Origin of the sequence: Salicibibacter cibarius, assembly GCF_016495725.1 — a bacterium.
GTDB classification, from domain to species: Bacteria; Bacillota; Bacilli; order Bacillales; family Marinococcaceae; genus Salicibibacter; species Salicibibacter cibarius.
This window is the reverse complement of the sequence record NZ_CP054705.1, coordinates 4461907-4480407: the sequence shown is the minus strand read 5'-3', so window position 1 is coordinate 4480407 and position 18501 is coordinate 4461907. Positions and strand designations below refer to the sequence as shown.

Below are 18501 nucleotides of genomic sequence, written 5' to 3'. Positions count from 1 at the left end.
GTTGAGCAGATGCCTAATTTTTTAAGAAAGCACTGGTATGATTACCCCATATTGCTCGTTTTTATCGTTGCGTTATTGATGAATATCACGCTTTTCGTTTTTCATTGGCAACTTGGCGTGTTTGGTTTTGTCGTTTTAATCGGGTTAACTTACCTTGCCTATCATATACACAAACGAATGGAATCGGATATAAAAAAATATATTTCGAGGTTGAGCCACCGGGTTAACCGTGCCGGAGAAGCAGCGGTAGCGAATTTTCCCGTCGGTATCTTATTGTACGATCAAAATGAAACGATACAATGGACGAACCCATACTTGTTGTCCTATTTACCGAATGAATACATCGGCAAGTCGCTTGCTGTTCTTTCCGATGACCTTCCAGCGTTAATCCAAAACAATAATACGGAACACCGGTTGCAATTAAATGGCCGAGAACATTATGTGTATGAACGTGCGAATGAACGTCTTTTGTATTTTTTTGATATGACGGAAACCGTTGAGACGCGCGATTTATACAATGAAGAACAACCGGTGATCGCCCACATTTTACTGGATAATTATGATGATGTGACACAGGGGTTGGAAGATCAGGTGACGAGCCGTTTAAGGGGAGGCGTACTTTCCGAAATCAACCAGTGGGCCAACGATTATGGCATCTTCTTGCGCAGTGTTGCAGATGACCGTTTTATCGCTTTCTTGAACTATAGAACGCTTCAAGAGATTGAAAATAATCGTTTTCAAATCATTGATGATATTCGGGAAGTGACCATGAAGGAAAAAGTGGCGCTTACGCTTAGTATAGGCATCGGTAGCGGAGAAAGGACGCCGCGGGAATTGGGGGCGCTTGCCCAATCGAGTTTGGATTTGGCGCTTGGCCGGGGCGGAGATCAAGTGGTTATTAAGGAAAAGAACGGACAAGTGCGCTTTTACGGCGGAAAAACCAATGCGGTCGAAAAACGAACGCGGGTACGTGCCCGTGTCATTTCCCACGCATTGCGGGATTTCGTGCTCGAAAGCGATCAAGTGATTGTCATGGGCCATAAAAATCCGGATATGGACGCAATCGGATCAGGGCTTGGTGTTTTAAAAGTCGCTGAAGTGAATGAAAAGGATGCTTACATCGTTGTGGATCCGAATGAAGTGAGTCCGGATGTTCACAAACTGATGAATGAAGTTGAACAGCATGAATATCTTTGGTCGCGTTTTTTAACGCCGAGCGAATCCTTGGAACAGTTAACAAAGCAGACGCTGCTCGTAATCGTGGATACCCATAAACCGTCGCTTGTGATCGAACCAAAGTTGCTTGATCGTGTCCATCGTGTCGTCGTTCTCGACCATCATCGGCGCGGGGAGGAATTTATCGACGATCCTGCGCTCGTCTACATGGAGCCATATGCTTCTTCAGCGTCCGAACTTGTCACCGAACTCTTGGAGTATCAACCGAATCGGGTGTCCATGGATGCCCTGGAAGCGACCGCCATGCTCGCGGGGATGATGGTGGATACGAAAAATTTCAGCATTCGCACCGGATCCCGCACATTTGATGCCGCTTCCTATTTGAAAGCCAACGGTGCTGATACGACTGCTGTGCAGCTTTTGCTAAAAGAGGATCTTGATCAATATATTCAACGTTCCCGGCTCATCCAGAAGGCTTATCTTTATCAGGCCGGAATGGCGATCGCTTGCAGCGAAGAAGGTGAATCCTATCACCAGGTGTTGATTGCGCAAGCAGCGGATACGTTGCTTACGATGAACGGTGTTAAAGGCTCGTTTGTCATTTCGTCACTCAAAGACGATCGCATCAGCATTAGTGCCCGTTCTCTAGGGGACGTGAACGTTCAGATCATTATGGAACAATTGGGGGGCGGCGGACATTCAACCAATGCAGCCGTGCAATTGAACGACGTTTCGCTTCATGAGGTTGAGGACCGTCTGCAAACGGCGATTAACGAATATTTGGAAGGAGGAAACGCAGGATGAAAGTTATTTTCCAAAAAGATGTAAAGGGCAAAGGCAAAAAAGGGGAAGTTAAAGATGTATCGGAAGGCTATTTTCGAAACTATCTTTTTCCGAATCAGCTTGCTGTCGAAGCGACAAAATCCAATATAAAAGAACTGGAAAAGAAACAAGCGAGCGATGAACGAAAAGAACAGCAAGCGTTGGAAGAAGCCAAGGAAAAAAAACAAGAACTTGAAGAGACGACAGTTGAGATTTTGGCCAAAGCCGGACAAGGCGGCCGTCTTTTCGGTGCCGTCTCTACAAAACAGATTACGGAAGCCCTCAAGCAACAAGGATTTGAAATAGACAAACGTAAAATCGATTTAAAGGATCCAATCCGAACGCTGGGGGTAACAAAAGTCGGGATTAAAATTCATCCGCAAGTGATTGCCACGGTTGACATTCATGTTAAAGAGCAAAACTAAACACATGGACGGGGAAAGGAGGCCGTGTGATGAGTGATGTTTTAAGCGGCGAACGTACGCCGCCACAAAATATAGCAGCTGAGCAAGCGGTATTAGGGGCTATTTTTCTTGAAGAAGAGTCCCTTATCACCGCCACGGAACGTTTAAGACCCGAAGATTTTTACCGAGCGTCCCATCAACGGATTTTTCGGGTGATGACCGATCTTTCGGAAAAGGCAGAGCCTGTTGATCTTGTTACGGTGACGTCACAGTTGCAAGATCATGAATGGTTGGAAGAAGCCGGTGGAATTTCCTATCTTACCGATCTGGCCAATGCTGTTCCGACAGCGGCAAATGTAGGGTATTATTCGCAAATCATTGAGGAAAAAGCGCTTTTGCGGCGTTTGATCCGGGCGGCAACCTCGATTGTTTCCGAAGGTTATACGGAAGAGCAAGAAGTGGATGCAGTACTTGGCGAAGCGGAACGGATGATCATGGAGGTTTCGAATCGACGGACATCCGGGTCTTTTTTGTCCATCAAAGAAGTGTTGATGGAGACGTACGATAACATTGAAATGTTGCAAAGCCGCGGCGACGCCCTCACCGGAGTCGCGAGCGGTTTTCAGGAACTGGATCGCATGACCGCCGGTTTTCAAAACAGCGATTTAATTATTGTTGCCGCGCGTCCTTCCATGGGAAAAACGGCTTTCGCTTTGAACATCACGCAAAACATCGCGACGAAAACGGATGAAAATGTGGCGATCTTTAGCCTAGAAATGGGCGCGACCCAACTCGTGCAGCGGATGTTGTGCGCAGAGGGGAATATTGACGGTGCCCGTCTTCGTACCGGTCAATTGTTTGAAGAAGATTGGGAAAAATTAGCCATGGCAATGGGAACCCTTTCACGTGCAGGCGTTTATATTGATGATTCTCCCGGCATTAAAGTTGCCGATATCCGTTCGAAATGCCGGCGTTTGCAACAGGAAAAAGGCCTTGGCATGGTTATGATTGATTACTTGCAACTCATTCAGGGACGGGGAACCGAGAGCAGGCAACAAGAAGTATCGGAGATCTCGCGGAACCTTAAAGCGATCGCACGCGAGTTAAACGTCCCTGTGATAGCCCTCTCCCAACTTTCCCGGGGTGTGGAGTCAAGACAGGATAAACGCCCGATGATGTCGGATTTGCGGGAGTCGGGGAGTATCGAGCAGGATGCGGATATTGTTGCTTTTTTATACAGGGAAGATTACTACGATCAAGAAGCGGAGAATCAAAACATCATCGAAATCATCATATCAAAACAAAGGAACGGACCGGTCGGGAACGTGGAACTGGCATTTATTAAGGAATACAATAAATTTGTGAACCTCGATCGAAAGCACGAGGAAAGTGTAGCGCCGCCAGGTGCTTAAAAACGAATGACAATAAATAAATAGACACTTAATGTTCGGGATTTTTGACTAAAAGCATTTATTTTGGTAAAATAAAGTCCGGGATTAAGAAAAAAACGGAACATTAATTGGAAGAGGTGAGTCTTTTGTCATCCATCGTTATCGTGGGAACACAGTGGGGGGACGAAGGCAAAGGTAAGATTACGGATTATCTATCGGAAAACGCAGAAGTGATCGCCCGTTATCAAGGGGGCAACAATGCGGGGCATACGATTAAGTTTGACGGTGAAACCTACAAGTTGCACCTCGTACCCTCCGGTATTTTTTCTGATGATAAGATCTGTGTCATCGGTAACGGGATGGTGATTGACCCGAAAGCATTGGTCGAAGAACTGGCAGGGCTTGAAGCGCGCGGCATTGAGACAAGCAATTTGCGCATTAGCAACCGCGCCCATGTCATTCTTCCTTATCATATTAAACAGGATATTGCGGAAGAGGAAAGTAAAGGCGCAAGCAAGATCGGGACGACGAAAAAAGGCATTGGGCCGGCATATATGGATAAGGCGGCTCGTGTTGGCATTCGTGTCGCCGATCTGCTTGAGAAAGATGAGTTCGCCGATAAATTGGATCGTAATCTTCAAGAGAAAAATCGCCTTCTCGAAAAAATCTATGAAACGGAAGGGTTTCGCGTCGAAGATATTCTTGAGGAGTATTATGAGTATGGGCAACGTCTGGCAGCCTATGTTTGCGACACGTCGGTCGTTTTGAACGATGCCATTGACCAAGGGCGGCGCGTCTTGTTTGAAGGGGCACAGGGCGTGATGCTTGATATCGATCAAGGGACGTACCCGTTTGTCACGTCGTCGAATCCGATTGCCGGCGGGGTAACGATCGGTTCCGGCGTAGGGCCCTCAAAAATCCATCATGTCGTTGGGGTATCAAAAGCCTATACGACAAGGGTTGGCGACGGACCGTTTCCGACTGAACTCACCGATGAAGTGGGCGATCGCATTCGCGATATCGGAAATGAATATGGGACGACGACGGGACGCCCTCGCCGCGTCGGCTGGTTTGATTCTGTCGTCGTCCGCCACGCCCGCCGGGTGAGCGGAATTACCGATTTGTCCTTAAATTGCCTGGATGTGCTGTCCGGGCTTGATACGGTGAAAATTTGTGTGGCTTATGAGTACCGGGGTGAGCGGGTTGAAGAGTTCCCCGCAAGTCTGAATGTGCTCGCCGAATGTAAACCGATCTATGAAGAAATGCCGGGGTGGAAGGAAGATATTACCCAAGCTCGAAGCCTTGGTGATTTGCCACCGCGTGCACGGCATTACGCGGAACGTATCGCTCAACTAACAAACATTCCGTTGTCCGTGTTCTCGGTTGGGCCGGACCGGACGCAAACGAATGAAGTGCGTGGTGTGTGGGGATTGTAAGGATGGAGACTGCCGTTGGGCAGTCTTTTTGTATATGATCCGAACTAGTAGAATGTACTAGAAATTTTTTCCTTTCGAGAACCGTTCCTCATCCCTCTAAGGGACAGAAAACTGCCGCCTGAGGTACGGCAAGCCTGCTCTCATCCCCCAAAGGGAAAGAATGCTGCACCTAGAGGTACGACAACCCCGCTCTTGTCCCTCTAAGGGAATAAATACTACGCTTAGAGGGACGCCAAACCCGATCTTATCCCCAAATGGGATTTTGAAAACGACACCGCCATAGGGAGGAACTATTGAAACATTGCACTAATCCCTCAAACGGAGGGAGAGTTGGCCCGAGGGGGATTACTAAGCCGAAGTAATCCCTCAAATGGATGAGTAGACGTGTCGAGAGGGATTACAACCGCAAACTAATCCCTCAAAGAAAGGGAGAGTTGGTCCGAGGGGTATTACAATCCCGATTTAATCCCTCAAACTGACGAAAAACGAATCCGAGAGGAATTACACCCTGATCCAATTCCCCAAACCAATGAAAGGTGTGATAGATTTTCTAAAAACACTGAAATGCATCGATTAAACGTGTGTCAATGCCAAAATAGGACCAAGAAAATCCAGTCCATCTGAACCCTGCTACAGACGTTTGGCCCACAAATATAGGATAGAACCAAAATTGTTGTTGATTGGTCAGCCAAACATAGGTGAAACGGAATAAGCATCCGCGTATAGCTCCCGGATCAACGGCAAATGTGGCGATTCCGTCAGGTCTTGGCGGGGTAAAACTCGGAGGTGGCTCAGTCGGAGCCCCCGTTTGTGTCGGTTGCGTTGGAATCCCTGTAGGTGGCTGTCCGGGAGGTCCGAAAAAACCACCGATTAATCCGTTGAAAATAGGGCCGAACTGTCTCTGTTGGTTTGGGGGCGGGGGTCCATTTCCTTGCCAGTGAGGGTCGTGCTGATTCATCTGAAACGACGCTCCTTTCAAGTATGTTAGAGTAGGCTCACGTCATCCTATTCAATATATAGCTACATGGTTCTCAGGGGAAGTGGTGGTTGAAATAATCGGTCACCCAGCATCGGGCGGGCGCTAGTAATCTCTCTGCCGAGATCGAGCCGCACCGAGAGGAACAAAGTAAGCAATATCATCCCGTCCCTCTCATATTGGGTATGACCACCGTCGGGGGAATATAGATACGGACAATTGCATTATAACCCGTGAAAATGATGCGAACAGTTCAAAAAGAATTTCTGGCACACGCCACTAGTGCAAAATGGCTTAAATAGGAAATCGCCCTCGTCAAAGTCCACTAAATCGCATCGTTCCGTGTTATACCTTATAATAGTCATGTAGGTTCACAGAAAAGAGAGGGATCAACCAAATGGAAAATTATCGCATCGATCCGGCCAAAGGTATGGAGTTTGGCCTTTATACTTTAGGTGATCATTTGCCGAATCCAATAGCCGGGGAAAGAATATCTGCTGAGCAGCGGATTCACGAACTCATAAAATTAGCTCAATTAGCCGAGCAGGCCGGGATTGATTTTTTCAGCGTCGGCGAAAGCCATCAAGAGTATTTTGCCACACAAGCACACGCGGTGGTTTTATCGGCCATTGCGCAAGCCACAGAAAAAATAAAAATATCGAGTTCTTCGACGATCATCAGCACATCCGATCCGGTACGGGTGTATGAAAATTTCGCGACACTCGATTTGATTTCAAAAGGGCGGGCAGAAATTGTTGCAGGTCGCGCTTCCCGTGTTGGGCTCTTTGACTTGTTGGGCTATGATCTTCGGGATTATGAAGAATTATATGAAGAAAAATTTGAGTTGTTATTGAAAATCAATGAAGAGGAAGTCGTTAATTGGGACGGGCAATTCCGCGCGCCGTTAAAAGACGCCCAGGTGCTTCCCCGGCCGCAAAATGGGTCGCTCCCGATTTGGCGCGCGGTCGGCGGGACGGCGGCAAGCGCGATCAAAGCGGGGTATGCCGGAGTACCGATGTATTTGGCGCATTTAGGCGGACCCGTTGCCAGTTTCAAGCAGGCGGTTGATGCTTATCGCGATGCTGCACGCCAAAGCGGGTTTGATCCATCCACTCTGCCGATTTCAACAGCCGGGTTTTTTTATACAGCGGAAACGACCCAGCAGGCCCAGAAGGAATATTACCCTCATATCAATGAAGGAATGAAGCTGACGAATGGGCAGGGATTTCCGAAGCAGGCCTTTGCACAGAGTGAGGATCTGCGGACCGTCATAAACGTCGGCAGCCCTCAGCAGGTGATTGAAAAAATTCTTTATCAGCATGAACAATTCGGCCATCAGCGTTTTATTGCACAAATGGACTTTGGCGGCGTACCGTTTGATAAACTGCGAAAAAATATTGAGCTCATAGGGACAGAAATACTGCCGGCAATCAAAAAGCATACAGCTAAAGAGTAGGAGGCAAGGAAAATGAACATCGTAGCATTATCCGGTTCCAACGTCGGTTCCAAAACGAGAACGGCGATGGATTATACCGTGAATACGATTGCCGAAAAATATCCGGAGACGGAAGTAACCTTGATTGATTTAGCAGACTTAGAGATACAATTTAGTGATGGACGCAACTTTTTGGACTATGAAGGGGATACAAAATATGTCGCTCAAACGATCATGGATGCGGATGCCATCATCATCGGAACGCCAATTTTTCAAGCATCTATCCCCGCGACATTGAAAAATCTATTCGATTTGCTCCCTCAGGACGGGCTGCGGGATAAAGTGACGAGCGTACTCGTAACCGCAGGGTCGCTGACGCACTTTCTCATTGTGGAACAACAGCTTAAACCAATTTTGTCGTACATGAAAGCGCAAATCGTCCAAGATTACGTATTTATCGAGGAAAAAGATTTCCATCGAAAAGAGATCACCAATGACAATGTCTTGCTCCGCGTCGATCGATTGGTGGAAGATACTGTTGGATTAACGGAGACTTATATGAATATGCGCAAAACGAAGGAAGAAGCGTATGGGTTTTAGAGCCGTATTCGCATGAAGCCCGAAAGAAAGCTCTAATTCCCTTTTCGGGCGCCATGAAGTAGCATGGCGCCCGAACTTGATAGAAGCAGGAATTTTCGGTCGTCATGAAGCGGCCATGCGGTTAAATTAGGCGATTGAGCATCTCGGATAACGAGAATTATATAATTCAGATAAAACAAACAAATGAAGAAATGTTTCAACAAGCATGAAGTTGGGAATTTATATCAAAGATGATTCGAAAACATTTTACAGTAATCTTTGAATTGAAAGGAGCCTTCTATCTACGATGAATATTCTCATCAACGGCGAATGGACCGGCGATAAACTGGAGCAAATCGATGTCGTTAACCCTGCGACGGGGGATGTGCTCGATACGATTCCGAAAGGCGGCGAAAAAGAAGCCGAGGCAGCTGCGACTGCCGCGTACGAAGCATTCTCCGAGTGGTCCAAGCTTACCGCTGCGGACCGGAGCGCAAAGTTGGAGAAATGGTTTGAATTGATCGGTGAGAATCACGAAGACCTCGCGCAAACGATGACGAAAGAGCAAGGGAAAGCGATCAAGGAAGCGCGCGGCGAAATTTCTTATGCGAATTCATTTATCAAATGGTACGCGGAGGAAGGTAAGCGCAACTATGGAGAATCGGTCCCGGCTTCTGCACCGGACAAGCGGTTGTTTGTCACCCATCAACCTGTGGGGGTCGTGGCATCGATTACACCGTGGAATTTTCCGGCGGCGATGATTACGCGTAAAATCGCGCCGGCACTCGCAGTCGGTTGCACAGCTGTCATTAAACCTGCAACGCAAACACCGTTAACAGCTCTCAAATTGGCCGAATTGGCGGTGGAAGCAGGCATTCCCAAAGGGGTTGTCAACGTTGTCACCGGTTCATCCAGAAAAATTTCCGAGGCGTGGCAGCAGGACAAACGCGTGCGCAAGCTTACCTTCACCGGTTCAACGGAAGTTGGCAAAACGTTAATGAGCGGCGCATCGGAAACGATGAAGAAAATATCGTTGGAACTTGGCGGCCATGCACCATTAATCGTGCTTGAAGATGCGGATATTGACAACGCGGTTGAACAGGCAGTGACCTCGAAATTCCGTAACGGAGGTCAAACTTGTGTCTGTGCGAACCGTATTTACGTGGCGGAATCGATTGAAGAGACGTTCACGAATAAATTTAAGCAAGCCGTTGAAGGTTTAAACGTCGGCGATGGTCTCGATGATAATACTGACATTGGGCCTTTAATCGACGAAGATGCCGTTGACAAAGTCCTCTCCCATATAGAAGATGCCGAAAAACAAGGGGCAAAAGTTGTTACGGGCGGCAAAAAGAAAGATGGGCTCTTTTTAACACCAACAGTAATTAGCGGGGTAAACGAAGACATGGCTTGCATGAATGAAGAAACGTTTGGCCCGCTCGCGCCTATTGCTACTTTTAAAACCGAAGAAGAAGCGATTGAGCGGGCAAATAACACCATCTACGGATTGGCGGCTTATTTATTTACGAGCAATGTGTCTAAAGCGGTCCGCTTGAGCGAACAGCTGGAGTACGGCATCATCGGCTTAAACGACGGTGGTCCTTCCACAGCACAGGCGCCATTCGGCGGCTGGAAGCAAAGCGGCATCGGACGGGAAGGCGGCCGTCAAGGCATGGATGAGTTTCTGGAGACGAAATATATCTCGCTTAAACTATAACTATAATGGAATGACCCGGCACAAACACCGGGGTCATCTTTATGAAAGGATCAGTAGTGTTGTAATAGCTTTACCGATGCGACATGGTTTAATAGAGAGTCGTTACTAGCATCGTCACCCCATCCCTTGTTCATGAAGGGGAAAGGAGGTGAATGTCATCGGCAGATATCGGAACAGACCAAGCAGAGTTGATAAATTGTATGAAAAAACAAAGGCGAAAAAAGCCAAGCGGTGGAAGATCACCGACTTAGCCTTTCGCCTGATTCACTTCCTTTTGCTCATTAAGAGGGATTAAGTGACATCCGCAAGCATCAAACCCGTTTCTTACGCTTATCGGTTCATGGGGGAACCGATGTAAGAAGGCGACGGCTCAATCTGGGGTTCGGGGATGATGTGAGCGATTTTATATTATTATGCATCAAGAACACAGATAGATATACATAAAAAAGTGATAAGACCTGTATGGGGGTGGACTTATCACTCATTAGGGGAGGTGAATTACCTCGCCATCAGCAAATATCGACCGATGACCAATCGGCTTTTTCTAATTCCATTTTAAGGTTTTTATATAAATAAGTCAAACTGTTTGGACGTATCGGACTCGCGTGTGATGTGACGAGAGATTTAGATAATATCCAAAGGCATCTTTCGTTCCGGTTTTGGAAATACTTTATCAATCTTTCGAAGATCTTCTTCTGACAACTCGATCGTGGCGGCTTCCGCATTTTCAATGACATGGTTTTGGCCAGTACCTTTCGGTATCGCGAGCACGCCGTTCGTCCGAATCGTCCAGGCGAGCGCGATTTGCAGAGGTTTTGCTTCATGTTTCTCGGAAATTTCTTTAATAATCAGGTTGTTCATTAATTGACTGATGAGTGAACCACCTTGGCCAAGGGGACTGTATGCCATCACCGGCATTTGCTGTTCTCGTTGCCAGGGAAGAAGATCATAATCAATTCCTCGTGAACCCAAATGGTACAGCACTTGGTTTATGGAACAATTGGAACCATGCTCTAATTCCGTGAGTTCTTGCATATCCGAGGTATCAAAGTTGGAAACCCCCCACCGCAAAATTTTACCTTCCTTGCGGAGCGCTTCCAAACCTTCCACCGTTTCCTGGAGCGTTCCCCCCGATAAACCACGCCAGTGCAAAAGGTACATGTCCAAATAATCGGTCTGCAAACGTCGCAAACTGTTTTCACAGGCTGTATGGATTTTTGACAGGCCTGCATTGTGGGGATAGACCTTGGAAACTAAGAAAGCTTCGTCTCTGCGATCGTCGATGGCTTCCCCGACAATCTCTTCAGACCGGCCGTCCCCATACATTTCTGCGGTGTCTATGACGCTCATTCCGAGATCAAGGCCGAGTTGCAAGGCTCTGACTTCATCATTTTTGCTATCGGAATGCTCCCCCATTTTCCATGTGCCCTGTCCGATCCTTGGAAGGGCGGTACCGTCGGGCAATGTCACTGTGCGGTTTTGCAATGCCTTTTTGATCAGATCCGAACGCTCCATTTTATTCTGCCTCCTATCGATTAGGATTATTTCATATCGATGATTGCTTACACCAGTATATCAGGTGCAACGACGAAGCGGCCAAAAGAAAACCTTTTGTCTTTTTGCATAATGAAGCAAAGGGTCCGTAGCCGGTAATTCAAAAGCCTGCGTATTTTTGTGAAAAGATGCCTTGGCATGCTGTAACAGCCACGGCTGATGGTGGATATCAAGGGCATATAAATGTCGCCGATGCGTCGTATATAAACGGTACCGTTCGGTGAGCCAGTCATCCAAGGTTCCGATTTCTGCTGTAAAAACGTCAGACGTCGGTTGGTAGACGGTTTCAAATATTGTCTTCGGACGATGGCTGTGATAGCGAATGACCCCTTTTTCCCTTTCCACCTTCATATCGGCATAAAAATAAGGAAGGTGAAACAGCGAGCGTGCCGTGAGCACAGCTAGGCGGTGATCAGCATCCAGGCTAAAAAAATAAACACCGGTTTGTCCTTTAAATGTGACATACGTTCGTACATTTATTTCCGGAAAGGCATGCGCAAATGGCACCGGTGGAAGAAAACGGGCGCGTAATTGTGTGATTTCAAACGGAATGACGCTAATCCAAGCTTGCTCTTCATAGGTATCAATCTCCAGAGGGTCTGGAATTTTCGCTTGCAATGTTTCCGGGGAGAGCGGCCAATGGGCGAATAATACGTCTTTCCATGTCTGGGTCATGAGCCAAAGTCCATGAGGAAGCGATTGAGGCCGGTGTGTCGTCTGTTTGGGCATAGGATCACTCCTTTTGCGAACATGCGCTTAGGGTTTTCCAACGAGTAATTTGCCATTCCCCATTGCATTTAAACGCCGGACGTGCTAAGATAAATTTTGTCTTTGGGCTTAATGAGCCATTAGCTCAGTTGGCAGAGCATCTGACTTTTAATCAGAGGGTCGGAGGTTCGAATCCTCCATGGCTCACCAATTCTTAGAAAAACTTGGATTTCGCCAAGTCCTTATAGCGGAAGCCTTAGTTTTACTTATACTTTAATCTTTTAACAAAGTTAAACATTTTAAAGTGCATAAAATGGGCCTGTGGTGTAGCGGTTAACATGCCTGCCTGTCACGCAGGAGATCGCGGGTTCGAATCCCGTCAGGCCCGCCATATACATATTGGCTCGATAGCTCAGTCGGTAGAGCAGTAGACTGAAAATCTACGTGTCGGCGGTTCGATTCCGTCTCGAGCCACCATGTTTATAATATATGTACCCCGGAATGCGCCCGGGGTTTTTCTGTATGCAATAATAAACGTCATTAAACGCGTAGCTGTGTTACAATACTTGTAGAATATAGTGCCGGAATTACGAAATGGGGAGAAAAATCATGAATGAAAAAATACTGGTTGTCGACGATGAGCAACCGATTGCTGATATTCTCGAATTCTCACTGCAGAAGGAAGGCTTTGAAATCGAAGTTGCCTATGACGGCACGGAAGCGATTGAAAAGGTAGATGCCTTTAAGCCTGATCTCATTTTACTCGATATTATGCTGCCGAATAAAGACGGGATGGAAGTGTGCCGTGAAGTCCGCAAAAATTATGATATGCCGATTATCATGCTTACGGCAAAGGACTCGGAGATCGATAAAGTGCTCGGTCTTGAATTGGGTGCTGATGATTACGTAACCAAGCCTTTTAGTACCCGTGAATTGCTTGCGCGTGTGAAAGCGAATATTCGCAGGCTTCAAGTTGTCCCTGAAGCAGATCGAAAAAATACCGGGGTTAAGCAAATCGGGGACTTGACGATTGATCCGGAAGCTTATCTCGTCCGTAAACGGGGGAATCCGATTGAGCTTACCCATCGGGAGTTTGAATTAATCCATTATTTAGGAAGTCATATTGGACAAGTGATGTCACGAGAAGACCTTTTACAGTCCGTCTGGGGCTATGACTATTTTGGAGATGTACGTACCGTTGATGTCACGGTGCGCCGGCTACGGGAGAAAGTAGAAGATAATCCCAGTTATCCGAACTGGATTATTACAAGAAGAGGGGTAGGTTACTATCTTCGGCATCCCGAACAGGAGTAGAGTTGGATGAAGCGAATCGCGGGTTTCTTTAAATCTTTTCAATTTAAATTAATATTTATATACGTCATGCTTTTGCTGATTGCGTTTCAGGTTATCGGAATCTTTTTCATGGATCGTCTGGAAGAACAGTTTGTCGACAATCATCGGGGTGCATTGGAAGACCAAATGAGTTTGCTCTCTTATAATATTGAACAAACGCTTATACAAGAAACGGATGATACGGATCAAAATGACATGAACGAAGAAATTAACGATTTAATTTCCCGTTATGAAGTGAATGAGCTAAGCAGTACCGGATCCACCATTCAAGTAGTGGACAGTCAACAGAATGTGCTAGCCCACAATCAACACGGAACGCAAAGCGGTGGATTGCTGAATACGGAAATACGTGTCTCCCAGGCATTGCTTGATCAAGAGTCGAACGAAATGTTGTTGGACCCGGACACCGGCCAACGTATGCGGGTAATCACGCAACCTTTGCATGGAGACGATGATGAAGTCATTGGAGCCATTCATTTGGAATCATCGATGGAAGATATGTATGACGAAGTGACGCAAATTAATAACATTTTTATGACGAGCGGAGGCGTTGCCTTGGCAATTACGGCGATGATCGGCGTCCTTCTATCAAGAACCGTTACTCGTCCGATTAAAGATATGCAGAAACAGTCTGCGGTGATGAGTGAAGGAGACTTCAGTCGTCGTGTTCGTGTTTACGGAAATGATGAAATCGGGGAGCTCGCCTCTTCCTTTAATACGTTGGCGATGAATTTAAAGGAAGCGAACGCCACAACTGAAGGAGAAAGGCGGAAGCTTAGTTCTGTCCTTTCCCATATGACAGATGGCGTGATTGCCACGGATGAACTTGGCCGTATTATTTTGCTCAATAAACAAGCGGAAATCTTGTTATCTTTAGACAGTGAAGGGGCAAAAGGCCGGCCTCTTCCCGACATATTGGATCTTTCGGGACAGGTTGCCCCCAGTGATCTCTATGATTATACGGAACCGTTGATTTTGGACTTCAGTGATGAACGCGGAGATTCTCTTATAGAAGCGAGCTTTTCCGTTCTCCGAAGCGAAAGCGGTTATGTGACCGGTTTGATTACAGTGCTTCATGATGTCACGGAAAAGGAAAAATTGGAGAGAGAACGTCGCGAATTCGTAGCAAATGTTTCCCACGAGTTACGCACGCCGTTAACGACATTAAAAAGTTACATGGAAGCATTGGAAGATGGTGCCATAGCAGATGAAGATCTTGCCCCGCGCTTTTTGAATGTCATTCAAGTGGAAACGGACCGCATGATTCGCCTCGTGAATGACCTATTGCAATTATCGAAAATGGATGTGCAAGAGCATGAGATTTATACAGAACGCCACGACTTGATTCATTGGTTGCATCACTTGGTGGATCGGTTTGAGATGCTTGTTAAAGATCGAGACGTTTCGTTTGTCCGGCGTTTCTCCCAAGGACCGATTCAAGTAGATATGGACAGTGATAAAATGACCCAAGTGTTGGATAACATCATTTCCAACGCGCTCAAGTTTTCTCCTGAGGGCGGCACGATTACGGTCGGGGCGGAGCTAAAAGAAAACGAGGCATTGATTGATATCCAGGACGAAGGGCAGGGAATTCCGATAAAAGACCAACATAAAATATTTGATCGTTTCTACCGAGTGGATAAAGCCCGGGCCAGAAGCTTGGGTGGCACGGGCTTGGGATTAGCCATCGCGAAAGAAATGATTGATGCACACCAGGGTTCGGTGTGGGTATCCAGTGAGCCGGGCCAAGGGACAAGCATAAAGATATCCTTGCCTTTGGCATCTTCTGGCGAGGGATGTGAAAGCAATGGTTGAGCATGTGAAAACCGTGTTTCTAAGCCTTCTGGTGATCATTAGCCTAATTCTTACCTGGCAATTATGGACGTATCAGCCTGAGCTGGGGCTTTTGGATGAAGAAAGCGTGGAGGAAAGTGAACAACTCGCTGACCAAGTGGAACTGGCCGATGTGGTCGGGCCGGCAAACATCGCTTTTCATCGTGATAATGAACAGTGGATCACTGTCCACGGGTCTTTCGATTTCGTTGATGATATGACGACAGATTTATTTTCCTCTGAATGGAGTCACTTCGAAATGCTGGAGGGCGTCGGACAAGAACGCGTCTATGAAAGTGACGAAGATAAAATTGAGTTGATTTTCCCGACACCTCTTCCATTAACGCTCGTTGAAAGTTGGTTTGAAGACGATCCATCCATTGCTGAGCAAGAGGAAAACACATTTCATTTTGAACGATTGCTCATGGTAGATGAAGGCGGGGCTTTGCGTGTCCAACTTGTTTCTTTTGACGATGAGCAGGTACTGGAAGGGTATATTGATATGGACATCGAAACGTTTCAGACGTATATGGAGCAGATGGACGGGAGTAGCGTTTCCTACGCAACCGAAGCACATGTGGGGGAGGACAGCGGTTCTTTGCAAAAACCTGTTTATTTGCCATCGGAAACGATTTCTTACCCTCAACTGCAATTTAATACCACAAGCATTGATGAAGAAGCGCTTCTCCCTTATTTGTTTCCGGACCAGGAATCCGTAGTCACTCCGGATTCGGGAAGTTACGCGCAAGGGGATCAGCTTTATCATTCTAGTGACCGGCAAATGCGGGTAAGCCGATTCGGCAATTACATTGAGTATGACTACCCTCAAAATGAACTATCCGATGGCCGGGATGAACAAATCATTTCCGATGCCTATACGTTCATTAATGCACATGGCGGCTTTACGAATAATTATCAGCTCTATGATTGGAATGTGTCCGGGGGTGGCGAATCTGCCCAATTCCGAATGCATGTGGACGGTATGCCTGTGCTGGATACAAATTCTTCATGGCTTGACTATGCTTCCATTAATGTGACACAGCAAAATGATGTCATTTCCAGTTATGACCGTCCCGCTTTTATGTTTGATGAGAACGAGCCTTTAGATGAAAATCCGGAGGGTCAAATGCAGGAGCTCCTTGATGGTGAGGAAGTGTTGGCAGAGGTTGAAGAAAGTAACTCTCTCGAGCTCGATGACATCGAAGATATTCGCATCGGTTACGCACTGGAAAGAGTAGATACGTACGTCTATGTCGTTCCCCATTGGTATGCAAAAAGCGATGGTAGCTGGATCCGGTTGGATGGCGAGGATCAGGAAGGTGACTTGAGTGGATTGGAATAAAACGAAAACGATTTTTATTTTCACATTTATACTTTTAAATGGCTTTTTGATCGCTCAATTGTTCAATCACATGGAAAATCGCGAAAGGGACGTTGAAGTAGAGGATAACCTGGAAGCTCAGTTAGACCATCAAAACATTGACATTGAGACGGAGCTTCCGAATGAGGAAGTTGCCCTTTCCGTCGTGCGTAGCCGTACTATGGAAAGCCTCCCTGAGGAAGCGGAAAATAGCTATGACGACGCCGATGTTATCAGCGATGTTGAATTTGATTCGGAGACCGGGGAGCTCTCCGTTTGGCTCGAGGAACCTTATGAGATTGATGAAGAGGACGCTTGGCAAGAGCGGCGTGAATTTATAGACACGCACGTATACGATGGGGACGCGTATCGGTTTGCGAGCAGGGATGAAACACAAACGGATTATTATTCCAACCATGAAGATCGGACGCTGATTGCCCCGAGAAATACGCATCTCACCATTTATGAAAATGAAGAAGGGGCGATTGATTCGTTTATCCAACAGTTTGTTCATACGGAGAACATGGCGGAGCAATCGATCAGTCCTGCATTGGATGCCATTGATACACTCATTCAGGAGAATGCACTAACGACCAACTCCACCGTTACGAATGTTGACTATGTGTATTATAGCGCGCTCTCCGAAGAATACGTGAGCAACGAAGTGATGTACGCCCCTTATTACCGAATTGTGGTTCAGGAAGAATTTGAAAATGAAGACCAACGACCGGATGTTTATCTGGTGTCTGCAGTAGAAGGAGAGGAGACCATCCGGGAGCCTTAGGAGGACTTTATTGTATGGGGATAGCTTTTAGCGTTTTAGCGAGTGGGAGTACGGGAAATGCTCTGTATGTGGAGACAGACCAAACCAAACTTTTAATCGATGCGGGGCTTAGCGGAAAAAAAATCGAGAAGATGTTCCGACAAATTGGCCGTTCCTTATCGGATGTTGACGCATTGCTCGTCACTCATGAACATAGCGATCATGTGAAAGGGGTCGGCGTGTTGGCCCGTAAGTATCAATTGCCTGTCTATGCAAATGAGCGTACGTGGAAGCAGATGCGTGATGCGATCGGACCGATTGATAAAGAGCAATGCTTTCATTTGGAAACGGGGGATGTACGAACGTTTTCCGATATGGATGTGCAATCATTCGGTGTCTCCCATGACGCTGCCGATCCGATGTTTTTTGTTTTTCATCATGAAAGGAAAAAATTGGCATTGGCGACAGATATGGGGTACGTCAGTGACCATATTAAAGGAACACTCGCCGATGCGGATGCGCTGATCTTTGAATCAAACCATGATATGAATATGCTCAGAATGGGGCGATATCCGTGGAACATTAAACGTAGAATACTTGGAGATACCGGCCATATTTCCAATGACGACGCGGCAAAAGCGCTAACGGCAATCGTCGGCGAGAAAACGCGCTATGTATATTTGGCACATTTGAGCCAAGATAATAATTTAAAGGAACTTGCTAGGATGACGACGGAGCAAACGATGGAGGAGAAGGGAATCGATTGTACGCCAGGCGGCATTCAAATCCTTGATACGGATCCTTTTATGCCGACAGCAGTCCAAAAATTGGTGTAAATTGCTGCTCCTGCTAATGAAAATCATAAAGTTCGGGTAGATTAAAATTGATGCTTGAGGATGATGGACCACAAGCTCGACATTTGATTCAATGGCCGTATACTTATGGAGAACAATGCTCTCGCGAGCAATAACGGAACGGAAAGGTGGACGGAGCA

At 46.7% G+C, this 18501-nt stretch carries 15 protein-coding genes and 3 tRNA genes; 15 read left to right on the top strand and 3 right to left on the bottom strand.

Features of this window, described 5'->3' with window-relative positions:
• Window positions 1–9: 9 nt before the first annotated feature.
• The 4 genes from HUG15_RS22580 (at window position 10) to HUG15_RS22565 (ending at window position 5229) form a co-directional block, all read left to right on the top strand.
• On the top strand, window positions 10–1980 hold the full coding sequence (locus HUG15_RS22580) for a DHH family phosphoesterase (protein ID WP_200126064.1): 1971 nt from the start codon (window positions 10–12) through the stop codon (window positions 1978–1980).
• Window positions 1977–2423, top strand: a complete 447-nt coding sequence (gene rplI / locus HUG15_RS22575; RefSeq protein ID WP_200126062.1) for a 50S ribosomal protein L9 — start codon at window positions 1977–1979, stop codon at window positions 2421–2423. The genes HUG15_RS22580 and rplI overlap by 4 nt, the downstream gene beginning before the upstream one ends.
• 29 nt (window positions 2424–2452) lie before the next feature.
• Complete coding sequence (gene dnaB / locus HUG15_RS22570; RefSeq protein ID WP_200126060.1) at window positions 2453–3814, top strand: replicative DNA helicase; 1362 nt, start codon at window positions 2453–2455, stop codon at window positions 3812–3814.
• Window positions 3815–3939: 125 nt separating this feature from the next.
• A complete protein-coding gene (locus HUG15_RS22565) occupies window positions 3940–5229 on the top strand; it encodes an adenylosuccinate synthase (protein WP_200126058.1) in 1290 nt (429 codons plus the stop codon).
• 550 nt (window positions 5230–5779) lie between these two features.
• On the opposite strand, the gene HUG15_RS22560 is transcribed toward HUG15_RS22565, so the two are convergent.
• Window positions 5780–6187 carry a transporter gene (locus HUG15_RS22560; RefSeq protein ID WP_246516441.1) on the bottom strand — a complete coding sequence of 136 codons (408 nt, stop codon included), beginning with the start codon at window positions 6185–6187 and terminating at the stop codon, window positions 5780–5782.
• A gap of 415 nt (window positions 6188–6602) precedes the next feature.
• Between HUG15_RS22560 and HUG15_RS22555 the strand changes: the two genes are divergently transcribed.
• The 3 genes from HUG15_RS22555 to HUG15_RS22545 all read left to right on the top strand — a co-directional run bounded on the left by HUG15_RS22555 (window position 6603) and on the right by HUG15_RS22545 (window position 9936).
• Window positions 6603–7661, top strand: coding sequence for an LLM class flavin-dependent oxidoreductase (locus HUG15_RS22555; RefSeq protein ID WP_200126056.1), 1059 nt, complete (start codon window positions 6603–6605; stop codon window positions 7659–7661).
• Window positions 7662–7673: 12 nt separating this feature from the next.
• A complete protein-coding gene (locus tag HUG15_RS22550; protein WP_200126053.1) occupies window positions 7674–8240 on the top strand; it encodes an NADPH-dependent FMN reductase in 567 nt (188 codons plus the stop codon).
• 292 nt (window positions 8241–8532) lie between these two features.
• Window positions 8533–9936 carry an NAD-dependent succinate-semialdehyde dehydrogenase gene (locus HUG15_RS22545; protein ID WP_281393624.1) on the top strand — a complete coding sequence of 468 codons (1404 nt, stop codon included), beginning with the start codon at window positions 8533–8535 and terminating at the stop codon, window positions 9934–9936.
• A gap of 624 nt (window positions 9937–10560) precedes the next feature.
• On the opposite strand, the gene HUG15_RS22540 is transcribed toward HUG15_RS22545, so the two are convergent.
• Together HUG15_RS22540 and HUG15_RS22535 are read right to left on the bottom strand one after the other, a co-directional pair.
• Window positions 10561–11451 (bottom strand): aldo/keto reductase, encoded by an 891-nt coding sequence (locus tag HUG15_RS22540; protein WP_200126049.1) that lies wholly within the window; start codon window positions 11449–11451, stop codon window positions 10561–10563.
• Window positions 11452–11511: 60 nt separating this feature from the next.
• Window positions 11512–12219 carry a YqjF family protein gene (locus tag HUG15_RS22535; RefSeq protein ID WP_200126047.1) on the bottom strand — a complete coding sequence of 236 codons (708 nt, stop codon included), beginning with the start codon at window positions 12217–12219 and terminating at the stop codon, window positions 11512–11514.
• Between the two features lie 113 nt (window positions 12220–12332).
• On the opposite strand from HUG15_RS22535, the gene HUG15_RS22530 reads away from it, so the two are divergent.
• The 8 genes from HUG15_RS22530 to HUG15_RS22495 all read left to right on the top strand — a co-directional run bounded on the left by HUG15_RS22530 (window position 12333) and on the right by HUG15_RS22495 (window position 18343).
• A tRNA-Lys gene (locus HUG15_RS22530) sits at window positions 12333–12408 on the top strand.
• A gap of 105 nt (window positions 12409–12513) precedes the next feature.
• A tRNA-Asp gene (locus tag HUG15_RS22525) sits at window positions 12514–12589 on the top strand.
• A 10-nt stretch (window positions 12590–12599) separates the two neighbouring features.
• Window positions 12600–12675: transfer RNA gene (locus tag HUG15_RS22520), tRNA-Phe, on the top strand.
• 132 nt (window positions 12676–12807) lie between these two features.
• Window positions 12808–13512, top strand: a complete 705-nt coding sequence (yycF, locus tag HUG15_RS22515) for a response regulator YycF (RefSeq protein ID WP_200126045.1) — start codon at window positions 12808–12810, stop codon at window positions 13510–13512.
• Window positions 13513–13518: 6 nt separating this feature from the next.
• Entirely contained in the window at window positions 13519–15366 is a 1848-nt protein-coding gene (gene walK / locus HUG15_RS22510; protein ID WP_200126043.1) for a cell wall metabolism sensor histidine kinase WalK, read from the top strand.
• Complete coding sequence (locus HUG15_RS22505) at window positions 15359–16726, top strand: YycH family regulatory protein (RefSeq protein WP_200126041.1); 1368 nt, start codon at window positions 15359–15361, stop codon at window positions 16724–16726. The genes walK and HUG15_RS22505 overlap by 8 nt, the downstream gene beginning before the upstream one ends.
• Window positions 16713–17528, top strand: a complete 816-nt coding sequence (yycI, locus tag HUG15_RS22500) for a two-component system regulatory protein YycI (RefSeq protein ID WP_200126039.1) — start codon at window positions 16713–16715, stop codon at window positions 17526–17528. Before HUG15_RS22505 ends, yycI begins: the two co-directional genes overlap by 14 nt.
• 14 nt (window positions 17529–17542) lie before the next feature.
• Window positions 17543–18343, top strand: a complete 801-nt coding sequence (locus HUG15_RS22495) for an MBL fold metallo-hydrolase (RefSeq protein ID WP_200126037.1) — start codon at window positions 17543–17545, stop codon at window positions 18341–18343.
• The last annotated feature ends 158 nt before the right edge of the window (window positions 18344–18501 follow it).

Coding starts and splice junctions, on each gene's coding strand:
- HUG15_RS22580 (WP_200126064.1), top strand. CDS start 10: ATGCCTAATTTTTTAAGAAAGCACTGGTATGATTACCCCATATTGCTC.
- rplI (WP_200126062.1), top strand. CDS start 1,977: ATGAAAGTTATTTTCCAAAAAGATGTAAAGGGCAAAGGCAAAAAAGGG.
- dnaB (WP_200126060.1), top strand. CDS start 2,453: ATGAGTGATGTTTTAAGCGGCGAACGTACGCCGCCACAAAATATAGCA.
- HUG15_RS22560 (WP_246516441.1), bottom strand. CDS start 6,187: ATGAATCAGCACGACCCTCACTGGCAAGGAAATGGACCCCCGCCCCCA.
- HUG15_RS22555 (WP_200126056.1), top strand. CDS start 6,603: ATGGAAAATTATCGCATCGATCCGGCCAAAGGTATGGAGTTTGGCCTT.
- HUG15_RS22550 (WP_200126053.1), top strand. CDS start 7,674: ATGAACATCGTAGCATTATCCGGTTCCAACGTCGGTTCCAAAACGAGA.
- HUG15_RS22540 (WP_200126049.1), bottom strand. CDS start 11,451: ATGGAGCGTTCGGATCTGATCAAAAAGGCATTGCAAAACCGCACAGTG.
- HUG15_RS22535 (WP_200126047.1), bottom strand. CDS start 12,219: ATGCCCAAACAGACGACACACCGGCCTCAATCGCTTCCTCATGGACTT.
- yycF (WP_200126045.1), top strand. CDS start 12,808: ATGAATGAAAAAATACTGGTTGTCGACGATGAGCAACCGATTGCTGAT.
- walK (WP_200126043.1), top strand. CDS start 13,519: ATGAAGCGAATCGCGGGTTTCTTTAAATCTTTTCAATTTAAATTAATA.
- HUG15_RS22505 (WP_200126041.1), top strand. CDS start 15,359: ATGGTTGAGCATGTGAAAACCGTGTTTCTAAGCCTTCTGGTGATCATT.
- HUG15_RS22495 (WP_200126037.1), top strand. CDS start 17,543: ATGGGGATAGCTTTTAGCGTTTTAGCGAGTGGGAGTACGGGAAATGCT.